The sequence below is a fragment of the Bacillus sp. NPDC057893 genome (assembly GCF_042796455.1).
In the GTDB taxonomy this organism is placed as follows: domain Bacteria; phylum Bacillota; class Bacilli; order Bacillales; family Bacillaceae_G; genus Bacillus_A.
Genome location: NZ_JBHVNG010000002.1, coordinates 1,349,866 through 1,371,347, shown reverse-complemented (window position 1 = coordinate 1,371,347; position 21,482 = coordinate 1,349,866). Strand labels below are relative to the sequence as shown.

Annotated in this window: 30 protein-coding genes and 1 pseudogene; 7 read left to right on the top strand and 24 right to left on the bottom strand. The window is 35.0% G+C overall.

What is annotated here, in order from left to right; all coding sequences use genetic code 11:
- Positions 1-174 precede the first annotated feature (174 nt).
- Positions 175-783, bottom strand: coding sequence for a hypothetical protein (locus ACFVQC_RS15850; protein ID WP_377896218.1), 609 nt, complete (start codon positions 781-783; stop codon positions 175-177).
- Between the two features lie 290 nt (positions 784-1,073).
- Between ACFVQC_RS15850 and ACFVQC_RS15845 the strand changes: the two genes are divergently transcribed.
- Positions 1,074-1,268, top strand: coding sequence for a hypothetical protein (locus ACFVQC_RS15845; RefSeq protein ID WP_002085768.1), 195 nt, complete (start codon positions 1,074-1,076; stop codon positions 1,266-1,268).
- A gap of 363 nt (positions 1,269-1,631) precedes the next feature.
- On the opposite strand, the gene ACFVQC_RS15840 is transcribed toward ACFVQC_RS15845, so the two are convergent.
- Positions 1,632-2,135 carry a MepB family protein gene (locus ACFVQC_RS15840; RefSeq protein WP_002148148.1) on the bottom strand — a complete coding sequence of 168 codons (504 nt, stop codon included), beginning with the start codon at positions 2,133-2,135 and terminating at the stop codon, positions 1,632-1,634.
- A gap of 220 nt (positions 2,136-2,355) precedes the next feature.
- On the opposite strand from ACFVQC_RS15840, the gene ACFVQC_RS15835 reads away from it, so the two are divergent.
- Complete coding sequence (locus ACFVQC_RS15835) at positions 2,356-2,568, top strand: hypothetical protein (RefSeq protein ID WP_002148150.1); 213 nt, start codon at positions 2,356-2,358, stop codon at positions 2,566-2,568.
- A gap of 92 nt (positions 2,569-2,660) precedes the next feature.
- On the opposite strand, the gene ACFVQC_RS15830 is transcribed toward ACFVQC_RS15835, so the two are convergent.
- The 6 genes and pseudogenes from ACFVQC_RS15830 to ACFVQC_RS15805 all read right to left on the bottom strand — a co-directional run bounded on the left by ACFVQC_RS15830 (position 2,661) and on the right by ACFVQC_RS15805 (position 5,548).
- Entirely contained in the window at positions 2,661-3,218 is a 558-nt protein-coding gene (locus ACFVQC_RS15830) for a C1q-like domain-containing protein (protein ID WP_002148154.1), read from the bottom strand.
- Between the two features lie 138 nt (positions 3,219-3,356).
- On the bottom strand, positions 3,357-3,932 hold the full coding sequence (locus tag ACFVQC_RS15825; protein WP_377894919.1) for a C1q-like domain-containing protein: 576 nt from the start codon (positions 3,930-3,932) through the stop codon (positions 3,357-3,359).
- A gap of 261 nt (positions 3,933-4,193) precedes the next feature.
- Positions 4,194-4,421 (bottom strand): annotated as a pseudogene (locus ACFVQC_RS15820) (DNA cytosine methyltransferase); the annotation flags it as partial.
- Between the two features lie 83 nt (positions 4,422-4,504).
- Positions 4,505-4,756, bottom strand: coding sequence for a DUF3947 family protein (locus ACFVQC_RS15815; protein ID WP_377894920.1), 252 nt, complete (start codon positions 4,754-4,756; stop codon positions 4,505-4,507).
- 137 nt (positions 4,757-4,893) lie between these two features.
- A complete protein-coding gene (locus ACFVQC_RS15810) occupies positions 4,894-5,112 on the bottom strand; it encodes a YqaJ viral recombinase family protein (protein WP_377898671.1) in 219 nt (72 codons plus the stop codon).
- A 223-nt stretch (positions 5,113-5,335) separates the two neighbouring features.
- Complete coding sequence (locus tag ACFVQC_RS15805) at positions 5,336-5,548, bottom strand: hypothetical protein (RefSeq protein WP_377898653.1); 213 nt, start codon at positions 5,546-5,548, stop codon at positions 5,336-5,338.
- A gap of 76 nt (positions 5,549-5,624) precedes the next feature.
- On the opposite strand from ACFVQC_RS15805, the gene ACFVQC_RS15800 reads away from it, so the two are divergent.
- Positions 5,625-6,233 carry a hypothetical protein gene (locus ACFVQC_RS15800; RefSeq protein WP_377894924.1) on the top strand — a complete coding sequence of 203 codons (609 nt, stop codon included), beginning with the start codon at positions 5,625-5,627 and terminating at the stop codon, positions 6,231-6,233.
- 6 nt (positions 6,234-6,239) lie between these two features.
- Here ACFVQC_RS15800 and ACFVQC_RS15795 read toward each other — a convergent pair whose 3' ends face one another.
- Positions 6,240-6,395, bottom strand: coding sequence for a hypothetical protein (locus ACFVQC_RS15795; RefSeq protein WP_377894925.1), 156 nt, complete (start codon positions 6,393-6,395; stop codon positions 6,240-6,242).
- Positions 6,396-6,524: 129 nt separating this feature from the next.
- Between ACFVQC_RS15795 and ACFVQC_RS15790 the strand changes: the two genes are divergently transcribed.
- The 3 genes from ACFVQC_RS15790 to ACFVQC_RS15780 all read left to right on the top strand — a co-directional run bounded on the left by ACFVQC_RS15790 (position 6,525) and on the right by ACFVQC_RS15780 (position 8,759).
- Complete coding sequence (locus tag ACFVQC_RS15790; RefSeq protein WP_377898670.1) at positions 6,525-7,058, top strand: site-specific integrase; 534 nt, start codon at positions 6,525-6,527, stop codon at positions 7,056-7,058.
- Positions 7,059-7,131: 73 nt separating this feature from the next.
- Positions 7,132-7,446: a thioredoxin family protein gene (locus ACFVQC_RS15785; protein ID WP_001206934.1), complete on the top strand. Its 315-nt coding sequence runs from the start codon at positions 7,132-7,134 to the stop codon at positions 7,444-7,446.
- 431 nt (positions 7,447-7,877) lie between these two features.
- A complete protein-coding gene (locus ACFVQC_RS15780) occupies positions 7,878-8,759 on the top strand; it encodes a cation diffusion facilitator family transporter (RefSeq protein WP_377898652.1) in 882 nt (293 codons plus the stop codon).
- On the opposite strand, the gene ACFVQC_RS15775 is transcribed toward ACFVQC_RS15780, so the two are convergent.
- The 5 genes from ACFVQC_RS15775 to ACFVQC_RS15755 form a co-directional block, all read right to left on the bottom strand.
- A complete protein-coding gene (locus ACFVQC_RS15775) occupies positions 8,749-9,384 on the bottom strand; it encodes a phosphatase PAP2 family protein (RefSeq protein WP_002148169.1) in 636 nt (211 codons plus the stop codon). The two genes, ACFVQC_RS15780 and ACFVQC_RS15775, sit on opposite strands and share 11 nt — an antisense overlap.
- A gap of 77 nt (positions 9,385-9,461) precedes the next feature.
- Positions 9,462-10,217, bottom strand: coding sequence for a sporulation protein (locus tag ACFVQC_RS15770; protein ID WP_016094108.1), 756 nt, complete (start codon positions 10,215-10,217; stop codon positions 9,462-9,464).
- The gene (locus tag ACFVQC_RS15765) at positions 10,199-11,020 is read right to left on the bottom strand and encodes a serine/threonine protein kinase (RefSeq protein WP_002065244.1); all 822 of its coding nucleotides are present in this window, start codon (positions 11,018-11,020) and stop codon (positions 10,199-10,201) included. Before ACFVQC_RS15765 ends, ACFVQC_RS15770 begins: the two co-directional genes overlap by 19 nt.
- Positions 11,020-11,202: a hypothetical protein gene (locus ACFVQC_RS15760; protein ID WP_377898651.1), complete on the bottom strand. Its 183-nt coding sequence runs from the start codon at positions 11,200-11,202 to the stop codon at positions 11,020-11,022. The genes ACFVQC_RS15765 and ACFVQC_RS15760 overlap by 1 nt, the downstream gene beginning before the upstream one ends.
- A 110-nt stretch (positions 11,203-11,312) precedes the next feature.
- A complete protein-coding gene (locus ACFVQC_RS15755; protein ID WP_002012644.1) occupies positions 11,313-11,492 on the bottom strand; it encodes a YozD family protein in 180 nt (59 codons plus the stop codon).
- 149 nt (positions 11,493-11,641) lie between these two features.
- Here ACFVQC_RS15755 and ACFVQC_RS15750 point away from each other — a divergent pair, with 149 nt between their 5' ends.
- Positions 11,642-11,797, top strand: coding sequence for a DUF3930 family protein (locus tag ACFVQC_RS15750; RefSeq protein ID WP_002018281.1), 156 nt, complete (start codon positions 11,642-11,644; stop codon positions 11,795-11,797).
- A 4-nt stretch (positions 11,798-11,801) separates the two neighbouring features.
- Here the strand turns inward: ACFVQC_RS15750 and ACFVQC_RS15745 are convergent, their stop codons facing one another.
- The 10 genes from ACFVQC_RS15745 to ACFVQC_RS15700 all read right to left on the bottom strand — a co-directional run bounded on the left by ACFVQC_RS15745 (position 11,802) and on the right by ACFVQC_RS15700 (position 21,335).
- Positions 11,802-12,464 carry a hypothetical protein gene (locus ACFVQC_RS15745; RefSeq protein WP_002065242.1) on the bottom strand — a complete coding sequence of 221 codons (663 nt, stop codon included), beginning with the start codon at positions 12,462-12,464 and terminating at the stop codon, positions 11,802-11,804.
- 273 nt (positions 12,465-12,737) lie between these two features.
- Positions 12,738-12,953, bottom strand: a complete 216-nt coding sequence (locus tag ACFVQC_RS15740; protein ID WP_002085796.1) for a YozE family protein — start codon at positions 12,951-12,953, stop codon at positions 12,738-12,740.
- Between the two features lie 72 nt (positions 12,954-13,025).
- Positions 13,026-13,298 (bottom strand): YokU family protein, encoded by a 273-nt coding sequence (locus tag ACFVQC_RS15735; protein ID WP_002085797.1) that lies wholly within the window; start codon positions 13,296-13,298, stop codon positions 13,026-13,028.
- Entirely contained in the window at positions 13,295-14,713 is a 1,419-nt protein-coding gene (kamA, locus tag ACFVQC_RS15730; RefSeq protein ID WP_002157965.1) for a lysine 2,3-aminomutase, read from the bottom strand. Before kamA ends, ACFVQC_RS15735 begins: the two co-directional genes overlap by 4 nt.
- A 210-nt stretch (positions 14,714-14,923) precedes the next feature.
- On the bottom strand, positions 14,924-16,309 hold the full coding sequence (gene rocR / locus ACFVQC_RS15725) for an arginine utilization transcriptional regulator RocR (protein ID WP_377898650.1): 1,386 nt from the start codon (positions 16,307-16,309) through the stop codon (positions 14,924-14,926).
- Between the two features lie 193 nt (positions 16,310-16,502).
- On the bottom strand, positions 16,503-17,402 hold the full coding sequence (ablB, locus tag ACFVQC_RS15720) for a putative beta-lysine N-acetyltransferase (RefSeq protein ID WP_377898649.1): 900 nt from the start codon (positions 17,400-17,402) through the stop codon (positions 16,503-16,505).
- A complete protein-coding gene (locus tag ACFVQC_RS15715; RefSeq protein ID WP_377898648.1) occupies positions 17,399-18,667 on the bottom strand; it encodes a peptidase in 1,269 nt (422 codons plus the stop codon). The genes ablB and ACFVQC_RS15715 overlap by 4 nt, the downstream gene beginning before the upstream one ends.
- A 15-nt stretch (positions 18,668-18,682) precedes the next feature.
- Positions 18,683-19,345, bottom strand: coding sequence for a CoA transferase subunit B (locus tag ACFVQC_RS15710; RefSeq protein ID WP_002148181.1), 663 nt, complete (start codon positions 19,343-19,345; stop codon positions 18,683-18,685).
- Positions 19,330-20,028, bottom strand: coding sequence for an acetate CoA-transferase subunit alpha (gene atoD, locus ACFVQC_RS15705; RefSeq protein ID WP_002085805.1), 699 nt, complete (start codon positions 20,026-20,028; stop codon positions 19,330-19,332). The genes ACFVQC_RS15710 and atoD overlap by 16 nt, the downstream gene beginning before the upstream one ends.
- Positions 20,025-21,335 carry an aspartate aminotransferase family protein gene (locus ACFVQC_RS15700; protein WP_002148184.1) on the bottom strand — a complete coding sequence of 437 codons (1,311 nt, stop codon included), beginning with the start codon at positions 21,333-21,335 and terminating at the stop codon, positions 20,025-20,027. The genes atoD and ACFVQC_RS15700 overlap by 4 nt, the downstream gene beginning before the upstream one ends.
- Positions 21,336-21,482: the final 147 nt, after the last annotated feature.

The following is a 21,482-nucleotide window of genomic DNA, read 5'->3' as shown; positions in this document are numbered from 1 at the left end:
CAAAATTAAAAGGCATGAGTCCGGTACAATATCGAACTCATGCCCTAAAGGCTGCCTAATGAAACGACCTGTCTAACTTTATGGGGTCAGTTCATAATAAAAGCTGCCTTTTTATTATTTCCTTTATGTACAAGAAAAAGACATTTTCGATTCAGGAAAATGTCTTTTCACATTTTAATAATACAATTTTGGTGTTATATCCTTATTTTCTATATTCCCTTCAATTACAAATCGTAAATCATCATTGCTTGTAACGCAGCTTGTAGAGAATAAAATAGGGATATCGCACACAACGTCGTTCATTACATCATGAAATACATTGGCAGCAACACCTGTAAACGTTTGGCAAAGGTTTGAGATATCATCGTTAAAAAATTGAATAACTTTCGCAGCAAAAACTGGAAAAATAACATTCGCTCCACCTGGTAGCTGTGGCTGTACAACAACTTGTTGAAAATAAGGATTGTTTTCTAGCGCTACTTGAAATAAATGTGCAATTTCAAATGCATCTAGTGGACATGGAAGCGGATTTACAATCACACTTTCTGCGTTACTAACAACAACCGTTACACTTACGTTTCCAAATTCCACGAAAGATTTAAGAAGCGTAGCTAATGCTATCGCTTTTTCATCACTCATAGCTTGTACTAAAATAATAAAGTTCCCACCAACTGGAATAAGCGGACCCACTGTTACAGTCGGATCAGCGCCTATAGAATTTTTAAGCTCATTAAAATACGTAATCCACGGTGGTGAAAGCTCAACTTGTACATTTTCTTCCATTCTTTCATTCTACCTCCTTATACAATTCTCATTACCATAATATGTAATTATTTTAAAATTGCATAAGGCATTTATATTATTTTCTTACGTTCACTATTTATAATAATGAACGTAAGAAAAGTATGCTATGTTTCTTTCTTAACTTCAAGTATTATGCTGGAATGAGATTCCATGTACCAATACGGCATCTATAATAAGCAACTAAACTAAATTTACATATTATATTTAAATGTCTTCACATTCAAAAGAAGATTAACACATACACCTTCTATATGTAAGGAGTTTATTTAATGAAAAAAATCCCTATCGTATTCAAAGTTCCCCCGAATTCAAAGCTAAAAGTTACATTCTACGGTCCTTGTAACGAAGTAATTACAAATGTATCTTTAATTAATCAACTACTCACCCCTACCTGCCAAACTGTATCTCAATATCCAGACTTTAAGAAATATATAACTGAAGTCCGATCATTATCAAATTGTTAATCGTATCATTTTATGATTTATCATTTCGAACAGTATGATAACAAAGTAATAAAAAGAGCCGCATCTATCAAAAGAAACGGCTCTTTTTTCATTTCACAAAAACATGACTTCATTAAAAAACTAAAATAACTCATTAATTGATATTCTATTGATATTTTGTTGATATTTTACACATATCAATGAAATGAGCATATATTATCGTATGGAGATTCTCCACTCATAAAACCTATCTTTTTTTGAGCATACTTTATTTGTATGCTCCTTTTTTATTCTTTACTTAACGGATTATCCTGTTAGCATTTCCAAATATCCACCTAGACAAACATTGAATATTTCAAAAAAAGATTTTCTTATTATGATGCACTATGAATATAAGTTTAATAATTTATCTATAGCTACATTTTCAGTATCACTTAAATCGACAAAATAATGAAGTTGCCACAGTTGACTCTTCTTAGCTTGATTACTAACAGGCTTATCCCAAATAGGGTAAACCCTTATAGCCATTTTCCCTTTTTGGTTTTGAGTTTTTAATATTTTTTCTTTTAGAAGAATCTCTTTTGGAAAAATAAATTGTCCTAGTTTATTATCCGCTATACAAGTAATAACTAAAAGATTAGGAGCCGAATCATAAGAAAATGCCTGATTTCTCATGGAAGCATCCTTCTCCCAAAAAGAAACAAATTGTCCAATCTTATTAGGCGTAATTTTTGATACCCTAAATCGTATGCTTCTATTATTTAGCTGAAATACCCATCCTGCATATTCTGAATTTTGCTTTTCTTCTTTTTGGTTAGTAATGAATAGATTATTAGGTTTGTAAATCATTTCATCTAGTTTTTTAATTATATTACTAAAATTTGTCATGTAAACGCACCTTTTTTATTTTTCAGTATACCAAGAACATTCGTTCTTGTATATCAAACTTAAACAAATGATGGCTTTGAATAGTCTTTCAAAGATTATTTGATCTACTCCATCCATAACTTCAAATTTACTTTTATAGTATTTATTACATTACTCTTCCAATTTCTTGTATTTTTCATTATTATATTAATATATCAACAAAAAACGAGGTCCATATTACATGAATCCATCCAAAATTGACTTCGGCTCCATAGAGCAACCTTTCTTCCTATTCGTTTTATATCTTATCGCAATTCTTTTAACACTCGGCATTACATTTAGTATATGTCATTCCCTTTTACTAAATTTAAATGCACCGAGATGGGTAGCAAAACTGTTAGCCATCTTATTAACTCTAGGTGTTGCTTATCAAGTATTTATGAACTTATTTTAATATATTCCCTTCTAAACAATTTTAACTAAAAGGCCCTACCATAAGGTAGAGCCTTTTTTAAAAAAACAGTCCATAAATCACAAACATGTATTTTATTTTATTGGAGATGGGAATCTTGCAGCTTCAAAATGCGTACTAATAAATCCTGGGTCATTTTGTATAATCAGTCCATCTACATCACTCTCAGCAAAAATTTCAACTACATCTCCTGCATGTAATTGAAGTATTGTTGAAACAGCTACGACATTTGCAAAATTGAGTGGACCAAAAAAGTCATTATCTATCGCTATAGCTGGATTATCATTTACCCGAATTTCTACACGCGCTCTATAATTCGTATTACTATCATTAGGTGCAAAGCTGATTGTACCAATAATAGAATAAACCCCTCTAGTCTTCGGAATAAAATCTGATGTTGCTGGGTTATATTCGTTCGCTAAATCAAATTGTTCATTTTGAAATAATACTTTAACAAAAGTATTTGCAGTGACATTTTGATCTACTGTACTAACCGCTCTAAAAGCAGATGCCCTTACAAGTTTATCTTTCTCATTATCACAACACTTATCGTAATAATCTGTACTCTTCTTACAACAAGTATGCTGTGTCTTTTTATAGCAATTGCAATGCTTACAATAATAATAAGACATATTTATATCCCCTTTCTAAATCTATTGTTGTATACTATGCAAAATAAATTTAAAAAGTTTGGACGAGCTATTGCTATTATGAAATTAAAAAAACTCCACGGAAAAGCAGAGTTAATAAAATTTTTTCCTTTTTAATATTTATACAATTGGAGATGGAAATCTAGCAGCCTCAAAATGAGAACCATCCTCTGAACTACTAATAACCCCATCTATACTACTTTGCGCAAAAATCTCAACAATATCACCTGCATGTAATTGGAGTATTGTTGAAACACTTACGACATTCCCAAAATTTATCGGACCAAAAAAATCGTTATCTATAGCAATTGCCGCATTTCCATTCACTCGAACTTCTACACGCGCTCTATAGTTTACATTTGTATCGTTTGGAAAGAAACCAATCGTTCCAATTACGGAATAAACGCCTCTAGTCTTCGGAGTAAACTCTGATGTTTCCGGGTTATATTCATTCGCTAAATCAAATTGTTCATTTTGAAATAATACTTTGACAAAAGTATTGGCTGGAAGGTTTTGATCAACTGTATTTACCGCTCTAAAAGCGGATGCTCTTACAAGGTTTTTCTCCTTATGATTGCAAGAACAATCATCATATTTTTTACTGCACTTATTATTATAGGCACTTCTTTTTTTACAACAATCATGATTTTTCTTTTTGTAACTCTCACAATTCTTACAGTAGTAATAACAAGACATATATATCGCTCCTTTCTACTCTATTACTACATATTATTCAAGCTAGATTTGGAAGGTTTAGACTAATTTGCTGCTATTACAAAAAAAAGAACGTGCTAGCATAAGACTGCCTGAAGAGAAAGTATAAGTATAAAACAAAGCTTAATGTTAGGAATGCGTCACCAATTATATTACTAAAGTAGTATCTTTAATGATGCATTCCTTGGCCTAGGATGTTCTCGTTTTATAACACCCTACATTACTGCTGCCCTCTTGAATTTATTATCCCTCCTCCGCTACGCTCATTTCTGGTAAGTTTTCTCTGACTAATTGTTCAGCAAATGGTGGCGGTACCGCGTTTCCGCATCTGGCAACTTGTTCTGTTTTCGGATAAGGCTTCCCGTAAAAATCATGATCAATAATGTAGTTGCTTGGGAATCCTTGCGCTGCATATAACTCATGAGGTTGTAACATTCTCATTCCAATATCTAAAATTTTATAATTGTTCCCTAGATACGAATCATTTCTTATAAGGACGCTCTGTACTTGCGCCCTAATATAATAAATACTCAAATTTATTCCCCCGTATATTTTTATAAATTGTATACAGTTCCATATGGAATTGTTGAAACAGAAATCCCGTATGGTGTAATAGGATGCATTGGGTAATAATACTCCATAGATGAATAGTACGGTTGTATACCTTGCTGTATTTGTTGCATTTGCTGCTGTGCTTGTAACGCTTGTTGAACAGCTTGAATTGTACTTTGTGCTCCGCTATACGTAATACCCGCCGTACCATACGGACGCATTCTATCTCGGGTATCAAAATATGAATAAAACATTATTATTCAACTCACTTCCATATAAGTTATTACAAAGTATGTTATGATTCTTAATTTCAGTGAGTGTTAAAAACTAGTCCACTAGCTTTTATTCAAATAGCGTTTTTGTTCACCTTCCTTCTTTTGACCCCCACTCTTTACCAAAATATTCCAACTTTTTTGCATTCAAGGCCAATCTTTTCACCGACAATCAATCGGTCTACATTTGCAAGCATCCACGGGTATTCAGGATGCTGCCAGATTGCATTTCTGCGTTGTACCTTTAAATCCGTACGCTTGGAAAATTCTTTTGCAACTACCTCTTCCAAAACGTTTCCGAAATATGCCGATTCACTTTGTACATCTTCCTTTTCAATCGCTTGTGTTTTTTCAAAGAATACTTGAACTGCTGATTTTCATTTATTTAAACCTGCGATTGCAGAAACATCTGAGCCACCAATAGCTTGCAACCACTGAGCGTGGTCCATGTTTAGTTTGTTAACCAATACTTTTGCTTGCATGTTCTATTCACTCACCTTCCATTTTATACTAATATCAACATATATTTTTTTATGAGGACTCATTGCCGTGAGTCCTTTTTTATTGCCCCAAATACTTTTGTAACAATTCCAACGCTTCATTAATGCTCCCATTCACACCCTCACTTTCTGGATATTCCTGTGAAATCATTACCGCTCGACTGATGGCATCTTGTAACTTTTCGGCATCGATAGACGTTATCATGATACCTTCTTGCTCCTGTGGATCAGCTTTACCATAGCCATTGTGCATGGACATCTGGTTTTCTAGCATCTAGCTCGCCTCCTTAAAAAATACAGGATTTCCCTTTCTATTATCGAATTAGTAATGCTTGGAAAGGGGGTGTAATATGGCAGAAATTAAAGTAGGACTTACACAATTTCTAGACTTCACACTGAAAAGTAGTGCAGCTAAAACAAACTTTGTAAAAAATCTAAAATCTCAACCGGAATACCAACCAGCTTTTGATTACTGGAAACAATTACGAGACACTGTTATTAAATTTCATCAAAACGAACTACCTTTTGAATGTTTCGAAACATTAGTGCAAACGGTTGATCAGAAGAAACAGCAAAACTATATCGATGTCATAAAACAGTACAAAAAATTTATTAAAAACAAAGACGTCTCTTGGTTCGATCCAGGTAAATCACATTGGATATCAGATGATTTAATCGTCCGCTCATCACCTGAACTCGGTTTGCTCATTAATGATGAGCCGCATCTTATCAAACTGTTTTTCAAAGGAAAGAAAGAGCGAATTGATAAATACAACATCAACTCAACGCTGACATTATTAAACGAATCAGCATTTTCAAATGAACATAACGATGTGAATTATACGGTTCTTAACATCCAAAAGAACAGAATGTATACGAATAACTCTATTAATAATGATCATTTAATAGCGCTTGAATCAGAAGCTAACCAGCTTTGTTATATATGGAATAAGATGTAAAGGGTACTATTCATCTCTTTCAATACCTTGTTCATGCATAATTTGGGCACAATTTTCACAAATCCAATCAGTTTCGTTTAATTGAAGCTCACCTTCTTGTTCCTCACAAACAATGCAGGGTGGGCGTTTTTTCGAAAATAGTTTCTTTAACCATTTCCGCATCCTAACTCACCTCCTCTGAAAGAGTGATATAATGAGCTCTTTCCACTAACTCAGCGTTAACCCCCTGGTTTTTTAATCGATGAAGAAGTTCTTCGTTTTTTAGAACATGCAAAAGAAAACCGTTATTATATCGCTTATCTTCTTGCTATTACATGTGGAATGCATAAAGGTGAAATCTTAGGTCTACAATGGAAAGATATTGATTTTGAGAGACGAACGTTATCTGTTAACCGTTCCCTCTCTCACATTACAAAGGGATTCCATGAACTAAAAACCTCTTCAGGAAAGAGATTGCTGATTTTGCCTGACATTACTTTAATGGCACAAAATGACCATCTGCAAAAAATCTCTGAGGAAAAAGAGCGATATGATGAACGCTATAATGACTACGATTTGGTCTGCCGTTTCAGAAGTTTGACACAGCTCCTGAAAAAGCTTATAAAGAAAAGTGAGGTTCTTGATATTCGGTTCCATGATCTGAGACATACTCGTGTAACAATTATGTTAAAACAAAGTATACATCCGAAGATTGTAAGTGAACGATTAGGACATAAAAGAGTAGGTATCACACTGAAGACTTACTCACATGTTGTACCAGGACTTCAGGAAACTGCGGTGGATCAATTTGCAAACGAATTATTCGAAAAGAAAAACTTTTGTTAGAAGTTTTCGTTTCTAGGCAAAAACACCGCCTAAATAACCCAAAATATTATAAGTGAAAAAGGAGCAACAAAACATGAGAGAAATCAAGTCTGACAAAGAATTCAAAGACATCATCGCAAGCGAGGAGCCAGTAGTTGTTAAGTTCTTTACTACATGGTGCCCAGATTGTGTACGTATGGACAATTTTATCGGAGATGTAATGGAAGAGTTCAATAAGTTTGAATGGTATTCTATTAATAAAGATGAGTTCCCAAGTATTGCTGAAGAGTATCAAGTAATGGGCATTCCAAGCCTACTTGTATATCAAAATGGCGAAAAGCTAGGTCACTTACATAGTGCAAACGCAAAAACGGAAGAGCAAGTTACTGAGTTTTTAGAAGCATACTAAGAAACGAAAAACCTCTGAAAAATCATCAGAGGTTTTTTCATTTTCAAATTGTTCTTTGCCTTTGTCTCTTTATGGAAGATGAACATTTTTATGCTTTTCTCCTCTTCTTATTCAAGAATTTTTTATCATTTTTTATCATTTCTTATATATTACTCACACGGGGAATTACAAAGAGTCATTTTGTAAAAAATATATATGAAAGAAATTATGAGAATCATTATTCTCGCCCTCTTTCCCTTTGCCATAATCATCATTAATTATTTAATAAATTTCCACTTTGTACTTTTCAACATATTTTTCCTTAACGAAACTTTGTTATCCCCTTCTTAAAAAGCTATAAACCGTCAACAATGTTTGTATAGACCCACACGAGTTTCGTTTGATACTCTATGTATAGAAAGAAATTCCTTGTAGAAAGGCGAGTGATTAAAATGGATTCTCTTTCTCATAAAGAAGCTGATAAAGGTGCTATTGTCAGCATTATAGCCTACATATTTTTATCCTCTATGAAAATCGTCATCAGTTATATTACCCTCTCTAGCGCATTACGTGCTGACGGTTTGAATAACTTAACGGATATTGGTGCTTCTTTAGCGATATTAATTGGCCTGAAAATTTCTCGTAAGCCTCGTGACCCAGATCATCCATATGGACATTCGCGTGCAGAACAAATCGCATCACTTGTTGCTTCCTTTATTATGGCAACGGTCGGATTAGAAGTTGTGATTAGTGCAATTCAATCGTTTTTAAATCCGAAACAAGCAGCACCTAATGTACTCGCTGCGTGGGTTGCTTTATTTTCTGCCGTCGTAATGTATTTCGTATATAAATATACGAAAAAGATTGCGATTCAAACAAAGAGTAAGTCGTTAGAAGCCGCTGCAAAAGATAATTTATCAGATGCTCTCGTAAGTATTGGTACAGTAATAGGTATTGTCGGATCACAGTTCAAAATGCCTATTTTAGACCCTATTGCTGCTTTAATTGTCGGTCTTATTATTTGTAAAACCGCGTGGGAAATTTTCGTAGAAGCTTCTCATATGCTAACGGATGGAATTGATCCTGAAAAAATGGATGAATACGCTGATGCTATCGGGCATATTTCAGGTGTTGAACATATTGTAGATATTCGTGCTCGTATGTATGGGAATCAAACGTATGTAGATATTACAATTGAAGTAGATGCTCGAATGGATGTTAGCGAAAGCCATTGTATTACTGACAGTATTGAAGATATGCTTCGAAAGAAATTCGGAATTTACCATGCTCATATTCATGTGGAGCCCATGCAAAAAGAACCTATTATGACATAGGTTCTTTTTTAATGAACGCCTTATGAAATATAACACATAAAACGAGCCAGCTACCGCCCGCTGCCCATCCGGCTAATATGTCAGATGGATAGTGCACGCCAAGATAAATTCGGCTAACTGAAATAGATAATACAACGAAGCTTGCTATAAAAATAATCAGCAACTTTTTATGCAATGAAATACGATCTTCTGTAATTGTGACATATGCAATAAATCCTAAAAAAGCAGTAGCATTCATCGTATGACCGCTCGGAAAACTATATCCAGTTGCTGTAACAAGCTGCGTCACATCAGGTCTTGCTCGTTCGTACCATAGTTTGAGCATACTGTTCAAATAACGTGATCCGTAATAATTAATTGTTAGAAGTAATGCACTTAATATTTTTTTTCTAAGAAGAAAATACATTACAAGTATAATGAGTAACGGGAAATATATTCTTTTTGAACCGATAAAGGACACCCAAGTAAAATAGGTTGTCAAATAATCGTTTCGGAAACTTTGAATAAAGTGTGCGACTACATTATCAAATTTTTCAATACAAGCGGTATGATACGAAAGTGATAGTGCGACAAAACAAATGAGTAGTGTACAACTTAACAAGTATAAATGTCGGTATCGTTTCACATACATAACCTCACTATGCAAAAAAATGGAGCGGTTGTTTTAGTTTTCCTCTCCATTTCTTTTTTATGCATAGTTTATTAAAAAATATTATTGTTAATTTTTTGCTGCATCGTTGGAATATCTTCGCTTGTTACTGTAAAGCGAATAACCTTCTCATCAAGATCTAGCGCTTCCGCGAACAAACCAGCTAATCCACGTGATTTTCTATCTACTTCCATAATAATTTCTAATCGGTCATGGGCACTTGGCAAAATTAATAATTCTAATTCATCTAATTTCCCATAATACTCTCCGGAAACTGGAATAAACTCAAATTCTTGCGCGAATGGAACTTGCTTACGTAATCGATACGGTAATTCTTCGCATTCTATATGACGCGCTTTAAAACCTAATTGATTTACACTATTTAATACACTGTTCAATAGCGCGTTCGGCAACACTTGAATATAATCACGGTCACTTGGATCAATACTACGTTTAATATCAAGGCCTGTATGAACCCAAACCGTTTTCATTCCAAGTGTTAGTGGTACTTCAATTGGCATTAAAAACGAAAATGGAATTTCCACTTTTTCATTTGGCTCTACAGAAAATGGATCTGTTAAACGAACTCGCTCCAAATCATACGTTGACGTTACTTTTTTATCATCCACTTCTCTTACATATGACGTCGACAACGTTAAGTAAATGCTTTCAATTTCTTGGCTAACTGAACCTCCAGTTATATGTACCTTCCCTACTATCTCTTCTCCAACTATATACTCATCTTTTTCAAGAACAGTATCTACTTTTGCACTACCAATACCAACGCTTGCTAAAAACTTTTGAAACATGGAGTCTCCATCCTTTCTAAAGCGTAAGCTACATCTTTTTTCAGATCTTGTACATTTTCATAGTATGGCGCTTTCATTTGTAACATTCGCATTAGCATGTCGCGATTATATTCTTCCAGCACTAACTCTTCATACCAAGGTTTTTCCTTTTTTTCAGTCGATTCATAACCAGCATACAATAAAAATAATACGAAATGACCGAGCGCATAAAAATCGCTACGAAAGTGAACTTCTCGCATCAAAGCTTGTTCACCTTCATAAGTTATAGCTCGCTCATCACCCTCACCTTTCAATTTAGCCAATCCAAAATCAATAATACTAATCTGATTTTCTTTCATTAATATGTTTGGAATACGTAAATCTCGGTGAATGATGCCTTTACTATGAAAATACGAAACAATTCCTAGTACTTCATATAAAATCCCAAAAACTTCACGTTCTTCATATACATGCCCATCTAAGAAAATATAATCTTCGAAATTTTCACCCGGCATATACTCCATCACAAAAAAGTTCTTTTTCTCCCATATGAAATGATCATGTAGACTAGGAATTGACGCATGATTTAATGTTTGTAAAATCACTTTCTCTTGCTCAAATGATTTTCTACCAGACTCATATCTTTGTTTACTTTGCCTTAATTGTTTTAAGACTTTATATTTATTTATTTGTAAATCATTAACGACATATGTAACCCCATAACTGCCCATCCCAATTACTGATTCAATCTTATAACGCTCTGCAACGATTGTATTTTTTCGCAGTGGTCTATCAAATAAAGCTAGTATACGACGCCATTTCATCAGCTACTTGAAAAGAAGCTACGGCTTTTACGTTTTCTTTTATAATGCTGATGCCCATAACCAGATGAACGTCGTTTATTATCGCTACTTGAATACGAGCGCCCTCTATGACGATAATCACTACTCGAATACGAACGATTTTTTTTCTTTCCTAATATAGAATCAATAATTTTTTTGAACATCCCTTCACCTCTTGTATAAAATTTTCTCTTAATTATACCAACAATTCTTGTCTATATTTGTGACAGGTTTGTAAAGAGTAAAAAACGACGAGTTAAGCCCGCCGTTACTTTCAATCTTCCTCTTCATCAAAAACTTCATCAATCATGCATTTCTCTAATAAATACTCAAATGTAATATCTGCCAGGTCCTCAATTTCTTCTCTTTTTGGAACGTACCCTCTTTCAATTAGTCGCTCATAAAAAAACTCCGCAATCTCTTCCGTGTCAATTACGACTTCAATTTCCTTCATGAGCATCACTCCTTTATTTCTGTTTTATGAAAAAATCTCAAAATTATGTATATGAGATTAGAAAAATAGTTTTTTCTTTTTTATAAGTCATATCATGTAGGCAAAGGGCATACGATGTTAGTACAAGCTATCCAAAGGGGGAAATAATAATGGAATACCAATACGAAGTAGAGCAAACAAAAGAAGAGTTCATGCATGAAGATCAATGGGCAGACTCTCTTATTAAATGGCTTTTTATTTTTTTAATAATTGTAGGCATACCTTATACTGCATATGTTGTTGTTCAATTTATTCTCTCTTTCTAGTTAACTATTTTTTCTCTGTCAATTTAACTAAATAATTTTGAACAACATCCATAACAATTTTATATTCTTCATCTTTAAATGTATCGAATAATAAATGATAATCATTATAAATATCTAATAACCCATCAATAATTTCTTGGCGATTCGTCTTTACACTTACTTTTTTCGAATTGTTAATTGACTTCAATTTTCCTAAATCCAATTTATTCATACCAGCTTTATCTTGTTTCATTTTCTTCAAAATTGCATTTGCCGTTTGTGCATTGGCAAGTAATGTTAAATCAGATTCATCAGCTTCTAACCATTCACCATCAGTAATTCGTGACAATTCATATATAGTATCTTCCCATGCATCATTTTTATATCTCCATACTTCTGTCCGAAAACCAACAATACGAAAAACATCTTTATCATATCCAGTTACTTGCACGAGATCACCAAACGTAAAGTTATAATTTAATTCAATCCACTCTGTGTCGCCCTTTTTCATTTCTTGCTCTGTAACATGCTGCAAAGTTTGCTCAACGTAAAACCCATCGTGATTATTTACTTCGTATACGTAAACTCCATCTAAAATCTTCATATTCGTAATTTTTCCAACGGTTCCATATAGTGTAATCACGACTATGTCCCCTACGTTATATTTAGGTTGTTTTTTCTTTGCCATCTATATCTCTCCTTTTTTAAACGTCGTGATTTTGATAACAGTATATGCAACCTACATAAAAACGCTTATCACAGAAGCTTATATTCATAAATTTTTTCAATAAAAAAGTAGAATTTGTATATAACTCAAAAAAGCTAGTATTTAAACTAGCTTTCACTTTTCATTTATGCTCTAACAGCAAGACGTATTGTAAATAAAAAAACATAATGAATACTTCACTTCTTTCAAAGTAATATATTCATTATGCTTTCATTTTCCTAAACCTTCATATCGTTATCTCTCTTGTATATATAAATCCCATGCATCATCAAATATAGACATACTTTCTAGCATTCCACTTAACTCTAAGTATGAACTAATTACATCATAGTCTTCAGATTGCTTCGGAAAACTTAAATCATCATACATCGCCTCTGCTAAATCTGATATTTCATTTTTAAATAAAGCTGCACGGTGCTTCATCATATAATGGTAAAATGTCTTTTTCAAAAATATTCCCTACCTTTCTAACTTGGGTACATTATACAAGGCAAAAAAGAAAAAAACCAGCATAAAAGCTGGTTAAAAGTCGAAATAATTCCTTTTTAATAAACGTGGTCTTCCCATCAACTCTTCGTATGTTAGTTGTTTTGGCAAATCTTTCGTATAAATTAAAAACAACTGATCTTCAATTTCTTTTACAGTATGGTCTGCTTGATAGTCCATTCCACATGAGGAACAAGTAATACATGGTGTCTCTTGGATTTCAATGGCTTTCGTACCATCTGGTAATTCCCAATATACAGTATTCAAGCTTTCTTTCGCTTCTGTACTGTCACACCACATACAATTCATACTACGTCACCCTCATTTTTTTTGTCATCATCTAACTTTGCTATTTGTGCTTGATATTTTTTATCTTTTAATTGATCACGCTTATCACGTTTATCTTTTAAAGAAGCATGCGTTTCATTGACTTCATAATCTTTACGGCGATTCATACGTTGTAAATCATCTGGAACAAGATTAAATTTCTTATCACTCATCAATCCTGCAACGCCGATATCAGAGCGTTTCTCTTCATAAGTCGGATAAATTTCTTTAAAGTAGCCTTCTGCTCTTCCTGGGATATAGTTTTCTGGTTCTGGATACGTTGTAATAACCCCTTCAAAGTTACGAAGAACAACTTTATCCGCACTTTGTGAAATTAAATAGTTTGGCTGAAGCGCAATTTTTCCGCCTCCGCCCGGTGCATCGACAACGAACGTTGGTACTGCATAACCAGACGTATGTCCACGTAAGCCTTCAATAATTTCAAGACCTTTCGAAACTGGTGCACGGAAATGACCGATACCTTCTGATAAATCACATTGATAAATGTAATATGGACGAACACGAATTTTCACTAAATCATGCATAAGTTTTTTCATAATTGGAACGCTGTCATTAATTCCAGCTAAAATTACAGCTTGGTTTCCAATTGGAACACCTGCATTTGCAAGCATTTCACATGCTAGTTTCGATTCTTCTGTAATCTCAATAGAAGTGTTAAAATGCGTATTTAACCATACTGGATGGTATTTTTTAATAATGTTACACAGGTTTTCTGTAATACGCTGCGGGAATACCACTGGTGCTCTCGTTCCGATACGAATAATCTCGACATGCGGGATTGCTCGTAAATTCTTTAATACATATTCTAAAATTTTATCATTAATTAGAAGTCCATCACCGCCAGAAATTAAAACGTCACGTACTTGTGGTGTTTCACTAATATAAGCAATCGCATCATCTAATTGCTTTTTCGGTACGCCCATTCCAATTTGTCCACTAAAACGACGACGTGTACAGTAACGACAATACATAGAACATTGATTCGTTACTAAAAATAGTACGCGGTCTGGATAGCGATGCGTTAATCCTGGAACTGGTGAATCTTCATCTTCATGAAGAGGATCTTCTAAATCATATTTTGTTTTATATAACTCTTCCGAAATCGGTACTGATTGCATCCGAATCGGACAGCGTGGGTCATCAGGATTCATTAGCCAAGCATAGTACGGTGTAATGTTTAACGGGATCGTTTTCGTTGAAATTTTAACACCTTCTTCTTCTTCAGGTGTTAAGTTAATTATTTTCTTTAAATCATCTAAAGTTTTGATCGTATTCGTTAATTGCCAAACCCAATCATTCCATTGTTCTTCTGTAACATCTTTCCATAATTCAATATCCTTCCAGTGACGATTTGGTTTGTATACATCATGTAACATTGCTATTCCCCCTTTTTATACGCTCATCCTTTATATAAGCAATAATTATGCCAACTTCATATACTTGATAAGTAAATGCGAGAAATACCCTATTATATAAGAGAATAAATATTTTTAAGTGCTGTACTAAAACGATATTTACTATCATATTCATTACTTGTTATATATGTAAACGCTCTTTTATTGGTGCAAACACACAAAAACCGCCGATTATTCGGCGGTTTTGTCGTACTTGCTCAGTTTATATTGAAGCGTTTGACGCGGAATACCTAACATTTTTGCTGCTTGCAAAATATTCCCTTCCGTTTCAATTAACGCTTGATCTATTAATTCCTTTTCCGTTTGATGAAGAGCTTCCCTAAGCGGTAATATACTTTTCTTCTTCGGAAGTTTCTCTTTCTGAAATGTTCGTGGTAAGCAATTTGCTGTTAACGAATTCCCTTCCGTAATAATGACAGCATGTTCAATCGTATGTTTTAACTCGCGAACATTTCCAGGCCATTGATAAGCTTGTAATCTTTCTTTCGCTTCCTTATCAATTTGAAGTACACCTTTTTTATAACTTTTATTATATTCTTTCAAAAAGTAAGACGCTAATAGCAGTACATCCTCAGTTCTTTCGCGAAGCGGCGGAATATATAATGAAAACACATTTAATCGATAGTATAAATCAGTGCGAATTTTATTTTCTCTTAAACATACTTCTGGAGGCTGATTCATTGCAGTAATAACTCGAACATCTACTTTTCTCGTCTTATTATCACCAATGCGACGAATAACTCCATCTTCTAATACACGTAGCATCTTCGCTTGTAAATCGAGTGGCATTGAATTAAGTTCATCTAAAAACAATGTTCCTCCATCTACAAGTTCAAATAATCCTGCTCGTTCAATTGCCCCTGTATAGCTTCCTTTTGTAGTTCCAAACAATAAACTTTCTAATAGCGACTCTGGCAAAGCTGCGCAGTTTTGTGCAATAAATGGCTTGTTTTTCCGTTTAGAAGCTTCATGAATTGCTTGCACAAATAGCTCTTTCCCTGTTCCTGTTTCACCATATATTAAAACATTCGCATCAGTTGGTGCTACTTTTTGAGCTAACTCTTTCGTCTGTTTAAAGCGGGAATCATTTGTCACAATTGTCTCGAATGCAACATGCTTTTTTACCGTTTTTTTACTAGTCGACCGTTTTATTTTCGATTGCAAATCTACGATTGTGTCAGTAAGCGTTTGAATTGTAGAATAATCTTTCGCAATTTCAACAGCACCAGCAATATTCCCATCTATAAAAATAGGTAGCGTCGTATTTACCGTACAAACGTCTTCCCCATTTAAATTTTGATAATGCTGAACTTGATGTACAATCGGTTTTTTCGTATGTAACACTTTCATTAGCGTACTCGTTTCCCTAGATAATGAAGGGAATGCTTCTAATAAATGTTTTCCTAGCACATTTTCAATTTTCGATCCATCATGCTTTGCAGCAACTGTATTATAAAAAATTGTAATACCATTTTCATCCACTGCATGTATAGCCTCATCAATACTGCCCAAAATCGCTTCAATGACTTCTTGTGTCGAAACTGCTAGCAATGTCATCCCCCCCTCTTGCCGAAAATCTGGCAAATGCATGCCGGATTTTCGGCACCCCTCTGTGCGATTATAAGCATGACGATTCCGTTCTATTATTTTGATGAAATTTATATATATTTCTATTGCTTATTTATGGTTAAGTGAAACTTTAATCAGTGGGGCTTTATTCATCCCCACTGATTATTAATCCGCCTCCCACCTAACTTATTTGCTTTACAGCCGAATTTTGAGGCGGGAGTCTTACTGCTTTCGAATAGCTGGATAAATCTTTCACCCATATATTCATATCTTCCAACTTATCAAAAATGTAGCAATTATTCGCAAGCCTTCCCGTATATGTATAGCCTAATTGATGAAAGGCTGCATTCATACCGAAAGATAGCGAGCGAGCAATTGTATAAGAACAAAAAATAGATTTTTCTTGGAGCTCTTCCTCCAATTTAATTAACAGACTTTTCATGAAACCATGTTTTCGATATTCAGGTAATGTAGCACAATTCGTTAATTCTGCATTACCTTCTTTCACGTTCATTTCAGCAGATGCTGTACTAATAATTTTCCCTTCGAATTCATAAACATAGTAAATTGTATCGTCTTCCTTCATCGTCTTCTTTACATAACTTGCTTCATTTAAAGGTGTCGGATAAACTTCAAATACTTTTCCAAAGACAATTGCTAATTCTTCCGCATCCTCTTCTGTCGCTTTTCTTAACACAAATTCCTCTGGGACTATTTTTTCTTTCACTTCTTTTGCTTTTACACCACTTAAAATGGTATCTTCCTCAGTCCAATGAATACTATTTCGTCTTTCATCATTATGATATTTCACGAAGAAGTGCGCATCGTGTCCTTGAAAATAATGAGGTATCGTTGCTTCCAATAAGAAACCGAAAGAGAGCCATGTTGAAACATGCTCTCCCTTTCCTTTAATAATACATTTAGTGAAAGAATGTTTCTCTGCTAATTCATCGATTGTTTGTATAATACTTTCAACATTTCCTGTATAGTGATCAACTCTAACACGTTTATTAAAATAATCTAAAACCCCTTCTACTGTATAATGCTTTGTCTGTTCACTAAAAGATTCATAGTATTTCATTTCTTCACCTCACACCAATCTAGTAATGTACATGCAATTATCTTTGCGGCAGCAATCATTTTATCAACTTCTATATATTCGTTTGGATAATGTGCTACTTTCGTCTCTCCTGGACCAAATACTATCGTTGGTACGTTAGCGATTTGTGTGAACAAACCTCCATCTGTTCCCCATGGCGAAGCTTCTATAATCGGTTCGTTCCCTTCGATTTCAACAAAGTTATGTTTCAGCGTTGTAATAAGTGGGTGATTTTCTTCTAGTTCACCAGGAACCCATCTCGCTCCAAACCATTCTACTTCTACAGGTTTTTTTACAAACCAACTATCCTCTTCTTTTAATTCACCAATCCAGCCTTCAAACTCTTCTTTCGCTGCCTCTATAGTCTCATTCGGCGCAATACCACATCTTCCTTCTAAAATTAATGAATCGGGAACAGAACTTGGCCAGCTTCCCCCTTCAATTTTCCCAACGTTAATTGGAATTGGAATTGGAATCCCCTTAAATAACGGATCTGTAATTCGACCATTTCTCTTCTCTTCTAATTTTCTCAAATGATCTACAACAAACATACTTTTTTCAATTGCACTTACTCCTTCATACCGTGTACCACCGTGTGCTGCTTTTCCTTTTATATGTAGACGAAACCACATTGACCCTTGTTGTTTCGGGAAAAACTTCATATTCGTCGGCTCAGGAATAATAACGCCATCTGCCTTATATCCTCGTAAAATAGCAGCTAATGTTCCTGCCCCACCGCTCTCTTCTTCTATTACACTTTGAAAATGTATATCACCTTTTAGCTCAATACCAGATTCAATAATCGCTTCCATCGCAAGCATAAGTGAGACATTTCCGCCTTTCATATCTGTTGTTCCACGTCCATATATGCGGTTTCCTATTTTCTCTCCACTGTATGGATGATGGTCCCACTGATTTACATCCCCTTCTGGCACGACGTCAATATGCCCGTTTAAAATCATAGATTTCCCTTCGCCACTTCCTTTTAAAGTCGCTACAATGTTCGGGCTATCTGTAAAACTTGTACGAGGTGATACGAAATAAGGGTGATCTTTCATTTCATTAAAAGCAGGCTCCCAAATATCAAGGTCTAGACCTAACTCACGCAACTTTTCAATAACAATTGCCTGCGCACCACTTTCATCACCAGATACGCTCTTTTCTTGAATTAATCGTGTTAAAAATTTTACGCTCTCTTCTTCATGACTCTCAATATAATCACAAACTTGTTTTTTAAATTGCTCCATATATTACAACTCCCCTCATTCAATTACTAGTAAATTTGAGCTTATATGAAAATCAGCTGTCGTATGTCGTTTTACATCTTCTACAGTGTAAGGACTCATTAATTCTTGTAAGACAAGTCCTCTTGGAGTCACTTCCATGACAGCCATGTCTGTAATAATTAAATCTACACATTTTTTCGAAGTTAATGGCAATGTACATTCCGAAACAATCTTTGCATTTCCGTATTTATCAACATGATTCATCACAACAACGACCCGCTTCGCTTTTTGCGCTAAATCCATCGCTCCTCCAATACCTGGAACACGTTTTCCTGGTACAATCCAGTTCGCTAAATCACCATTTTCACTTACTTGTAACGAACCAAGTATCGTAACATCAAGTAATCCTTTTCGAATCATGCCAAATGCCATGCAGCTATCAAAATAACTTGCTCCTGTAATAAGAGATGTTGGTAAACCAGCTGCGTTACATAAATTCTCATCTTCATTCCCTTTACTTGGCGTTGGTCCCATACCAACAATACCGTTTTCCGCGTGAAACATAACATTCATATCTTCTAGCAAATGATTCGGTACAAGCGATGGAATCCCAATACCTAAATTTACAAGCATACCATTCTGAATTTCTTTCGCTGCACGTCTTGCAATCTTATCTCTTACTTCTACGCCCATACCCATTTCCAATTCACTCCTTCCGATGGCACGATATAATTTACAAATACACCTGGGACGACAATTTCTTCTGGGTCTAAACTTCCAAGTGGAACAATTTCTTCTGCTTCTACAATCGTTATGTCACCAGCCATAGCTACGTGTGGGTTCATATTACGAGCGCTTTTATCAAATACAAGATTGCCAAACGGATCCGCCTTTTTCGCATATACAATTGCGACTTCAGCCGTTAAAGCTGTTTCAACTAAATATGTCTTTCCATTCATTTCAACTGTACGCTTTCCTTCTTCTACAATCGTATCAACACCAACGTCAACTAAAATACCACCAAGCCCTACACCACCAGCGCGAATACGCTCTGCGAGTGTTCCTTGCGGAGAGAATTCAATTTGCAATCTTCCTTCATTTAATTGTCTTCCCGCATTTGGATTTGACCCAATATGAGAAGTAACTAAAGATTTAACCCTTTCATTCGTAACAAGACGACCGATTCCTACATCAGGAAATCCAGTATCATTTCCTATTAAATTTAAATTTGTAATGCCTTTATCTAAAACAGCTTGAATTAAAGATGGAGGGGATCCGATTCCTCCAAATCCCCCAAACATTAATGTCATATCATCATGGAACAAAGAAATTACTTCCTCTATTTCTTTTAATTTACCGAATGTATTTGTAATGGTTGTCATGCGATACTATGCCCTCCTTTTTGCATCATCTCTTCCACGCTCTGTACAAAAATTGAAAGTAATTCATCTAACTCAGAATATGTAGTTGTCATTGGTGGTGCAACAAGCAGTGCACTATCCTCTTTTCCTGCTTGCCCTGAAACAGCTTGGTATAAGAGCAGTCCATTTTTAGCAGCAACTGAAATAAGCTCCGACGCTTTTGTAAACGGTTGCAATTCTATTCCAATTAGCAATCCTTTTCCACGCACATCGGCAATGATTGTCGATTGTTGCTGAACTTTCTGCAAACCTTTTAATAAATACTCTCCCTTTTCTGCTGTTTTTTCAGGTAAATTATGTTTCTCCATATATTCAATAACAGCTAAAGCCGTTGCTGCAGACAATGGATTTGCACTAAGCGTATGTCCGCTCATTACAGAACGTGATCCATGTAAAATGGGCTCCATAACACGGTCACTTACAATTGTCGCTGCCATTGGTGTATAACCCGCTCCTAGCCCCTTACCAAGCGTCATAATATCCGGTTCTACACCCCAGTGCTCCATCGCAAACCATGCACCAGTACGACCAAGTCCAGTCATTACTTCATCCGCAATAAATAATATATCGTAATGACTACAAATATCTTTAATTACTTTATAGTATTCTTTCGGCGGAACAACCGCGCCTCCAGCAGCTCCGATAATCGGTTCAGCAATAAAAGCTGCAATATGTTCTGCACCAATTCGTTCAATCGCTCTTTCTAGTTCAGTCGCACAAGCAAGCTGACATGTTGGATATACCTTTTGCATCGGACATCTGAAACAATATGGAGCTGGAATAGTCGGATAATCTTCCAAAATAGAAACGAAACGTTGTCTGCGCAGTGGATGCCCAGACATAGATAAAGCTCCCATTGTAATCCCGTGATAGCTCATCCACCGTGACAAAATTTTATGTTTCCCTTGAATGCCACGCTCCTGAAAATGCTGAATTGCGATTTTCATAGCTGTTTCATTTGCTTCCGTACCACTATTCACAAAAAAGCTCCAGTTCAAATCTCCTACACTTAAATCACTCAACTTCTTCGCTAATTTTTCAGCCGGTTCACTCGTAAACTGTGATCTATAAACGAACGCAATCTCCTCTGCCTGTTTTTTAATAACTTCCGCAATCTCTGTTACGCCATGTCCAATACCTGCCGTAATCGCTCCTGACGAACCATCAAAATATTTATTTCCGTTTTGATCATATAAATAAACACCTTTTCCATGTGAAATCATTGGATACGGCTGACCAACAAGTGGCTTAATTAAGTAATCGCGCATAGCGCTCCCCCATTTCTCCAATTTGTATATATATATGAAGAAAATTGACGTTTCTTTCATAAAAAAGAACCCTCTGCGAAAGCAGTGAATTTATCAAAAAACTATTATAAAATATACAAATGAGTGCTAAATATTAATTATAAAACA

Excerpts from the sequence above, each read along its gene's own strand:
- ACFVQC_RS15700 (WP_002148184.1), bottom strand. The coding sequence starts at position 21,335 with ATGCGCGATTACTTAATTAAGCCACTTGTTGGTCAGCCGTATCCAATG.
- ACFVQC_RS15830 (WP_002148154.1), bottom strand. The coding sequence starts at position 3,218 with ATGTCTTATTATTATTGTAAGCATTGCAATTGCTATAAAAAGACACAG.
- ACFVQC_RS15770 (WP_016094108.1), bottom strand. The coding sequence starts at position 10,217 with ATGTTTCAAAAGTTTTTAGCAAGCGTTGGTATTGGTAGTGCAAAAGTA.
- rocR (WP_377898650.1), bottom strand. The coding sequence starts at position 16,309 with ATGACATTGCTAGCAGTTTCGACACAAGAAGTCATTGAAGCGATTTTG.
- ACFVQC_RS15815 (WP_377894920.1), bottom strand. The coding sequence starts at position 4,756 with ATGTTTTATTCATATTTTGATACCCGAGATAGAATGCGTCCGTATGGT.
- ACFVQC_RS15710 (WP_002148181.1), bottom strand. The coding sequence starts at position 19,345 with ATGGGTATGGGCGTAGAAGTAAGAGATAAGATTGCAAGACGTGCAGCG.
- ACFVQC_RS15755 (WP_002012644.1), bottom strand. The coding sequence starts at position 11,492 with ATGAAGGAAATTGAAGTCGTAATTGACACGGAAGAGATTGCGGAGTTT.
- ACFVQC_RS15805 (WP_377898653.1), bottom strand. The coding sequence starts at position 5,548 with ATGCTAGAAAACCAGATGTCCATGCACAATGGCTATGGTAAAGCTGAT.
- ACFVQC_RS15745 (WP_002065242.1), bottom strand. The coding sequence starts at position 12,464 with ATGGCAAAGAAAAAACAACCTAAATATAACGTAGGGGACATAGTCGTG.
- ACFVQC_RS15795 (WP_377894925.1), bottom strand. The coding sequence starts at position 6,395 with ATGCGGAAATGGTTAAAGAAACTATTTTCGAAAAAACGCCCACCCTGC.
- ACFVQC_RS15735 (WP_002085797.1), bottom strand. The coding sequence starts at position 13,298 with ATGAATTGTATGTGGTGTGACAGTACAGAAGCGAAAGAAAGCTTGAAT.
- ACFVQC_RS15780 (WP_377898652.1), top strand. The coding sequence starts at position 7,878 with ATGGATTCTCTTTCTCATAAAGAAGCTGATAAAGGTGCTATTGTCAGC.
- ACFVQC_RS15825 (WP_377894919.1), bottom strand. The coding sequence starts at position 3,932 with ATGTCTTGTTATTACTACTGTAAGAATTGTGAGAGTTACAAAAAGAAA.
- ACFVQC_RS15840 (WP_002148148.1), bottom strand. The coding sequence starts at position 2,135 with ATGACAAATTTTAGTAATATAATTAAAAAACTAGATGAAATGATTTAC.
- ablB (WP_377898649.1), bottom strand. The coding sequence starts at position 17,402 with ATGAAATACTATGAATCTTTTAGTGAACAGACAAAGCATTATACAGTA.
- ACFVQC_RS15715 (WP_377898648.1), bottom strand. The coding sequence starts at position 18,667 with ATGGAGCAATTTAAAAAACAAGTTTGTGATTATATTGAGAGTCATGAA.
- ACFVQC_RS15765 (WP_002065244.1), bottom strand. The coding sequence starts at position 11,020 with ATGAAATGGCGTCGTATACTAGCTTTATTTGATAGACCACTGCGAAAA.
- ACFVQC_RS15750 (WP_002018281.1), top strand. The coding sequence starts at position 11,642 with ATGGAATACCAATACGAAGTAGAGCAAACAAAAGAAGAGTTCATGCAT.
- atoD (WP_002085805.1), bottom strand. The coding sequence starts at position 20,028 with ATGACAACCATTACAAATACATTCGGTAAATTAAAAGAAATAGAGGAA.
- ACFVQC_RS15785 (WP_001206934.1), top strand. The coding sequence starts at position 7,132 with ATGAGAGAAATCAAGTCTGACAAAGAATTCAAAGACATCATCGCAAGC.
- ACFVQC_RS15845 (WP_002085768.1), top strand. The coding sequence starts at position 1,074 with ATGAAAAAAATCCCTATCGTATTCAAAGTTCCCCCGAATTCAAAGCTA.
- kamA (WP_002157965.1), bottom strand. The coding sequence starts at position 14,713 with ATGTTACATGATGTATACAAACCAAATCGTCACTGGAAGGATATTGAA.
- ACFVQC_RS15835 (WP_002148150.1), top strand. The coding sequence starts at position 2,356 with ATGAATCCATCCAAAATTGACTTCGGCTCCATAGAGCAACCTTTCTTC.
- ACFVQC_RS15760 (WP_377898651.1), bottom strand. The coding sequence starts at position 11,202 with ATGTTCAAAAAAATTATTGATTCTATATTAGGAAAGAAAAAAAATCGT.
- ACFVQC_RS15850 (WP_377896218.1), bottom strand. The coding sequence starts at position 783 with ATGGAAGAAAATGTACAAGTTGAGCTTTCACCACCGTGGATTACGTAT.
- ACFVQC_RS15800 (WP_377894924.1), top strand. The coding sequence starts at position 5,625 with ATGGCAGAAATTAAAGTAGGACTTACACAATTTCTAGACTTCACACTG.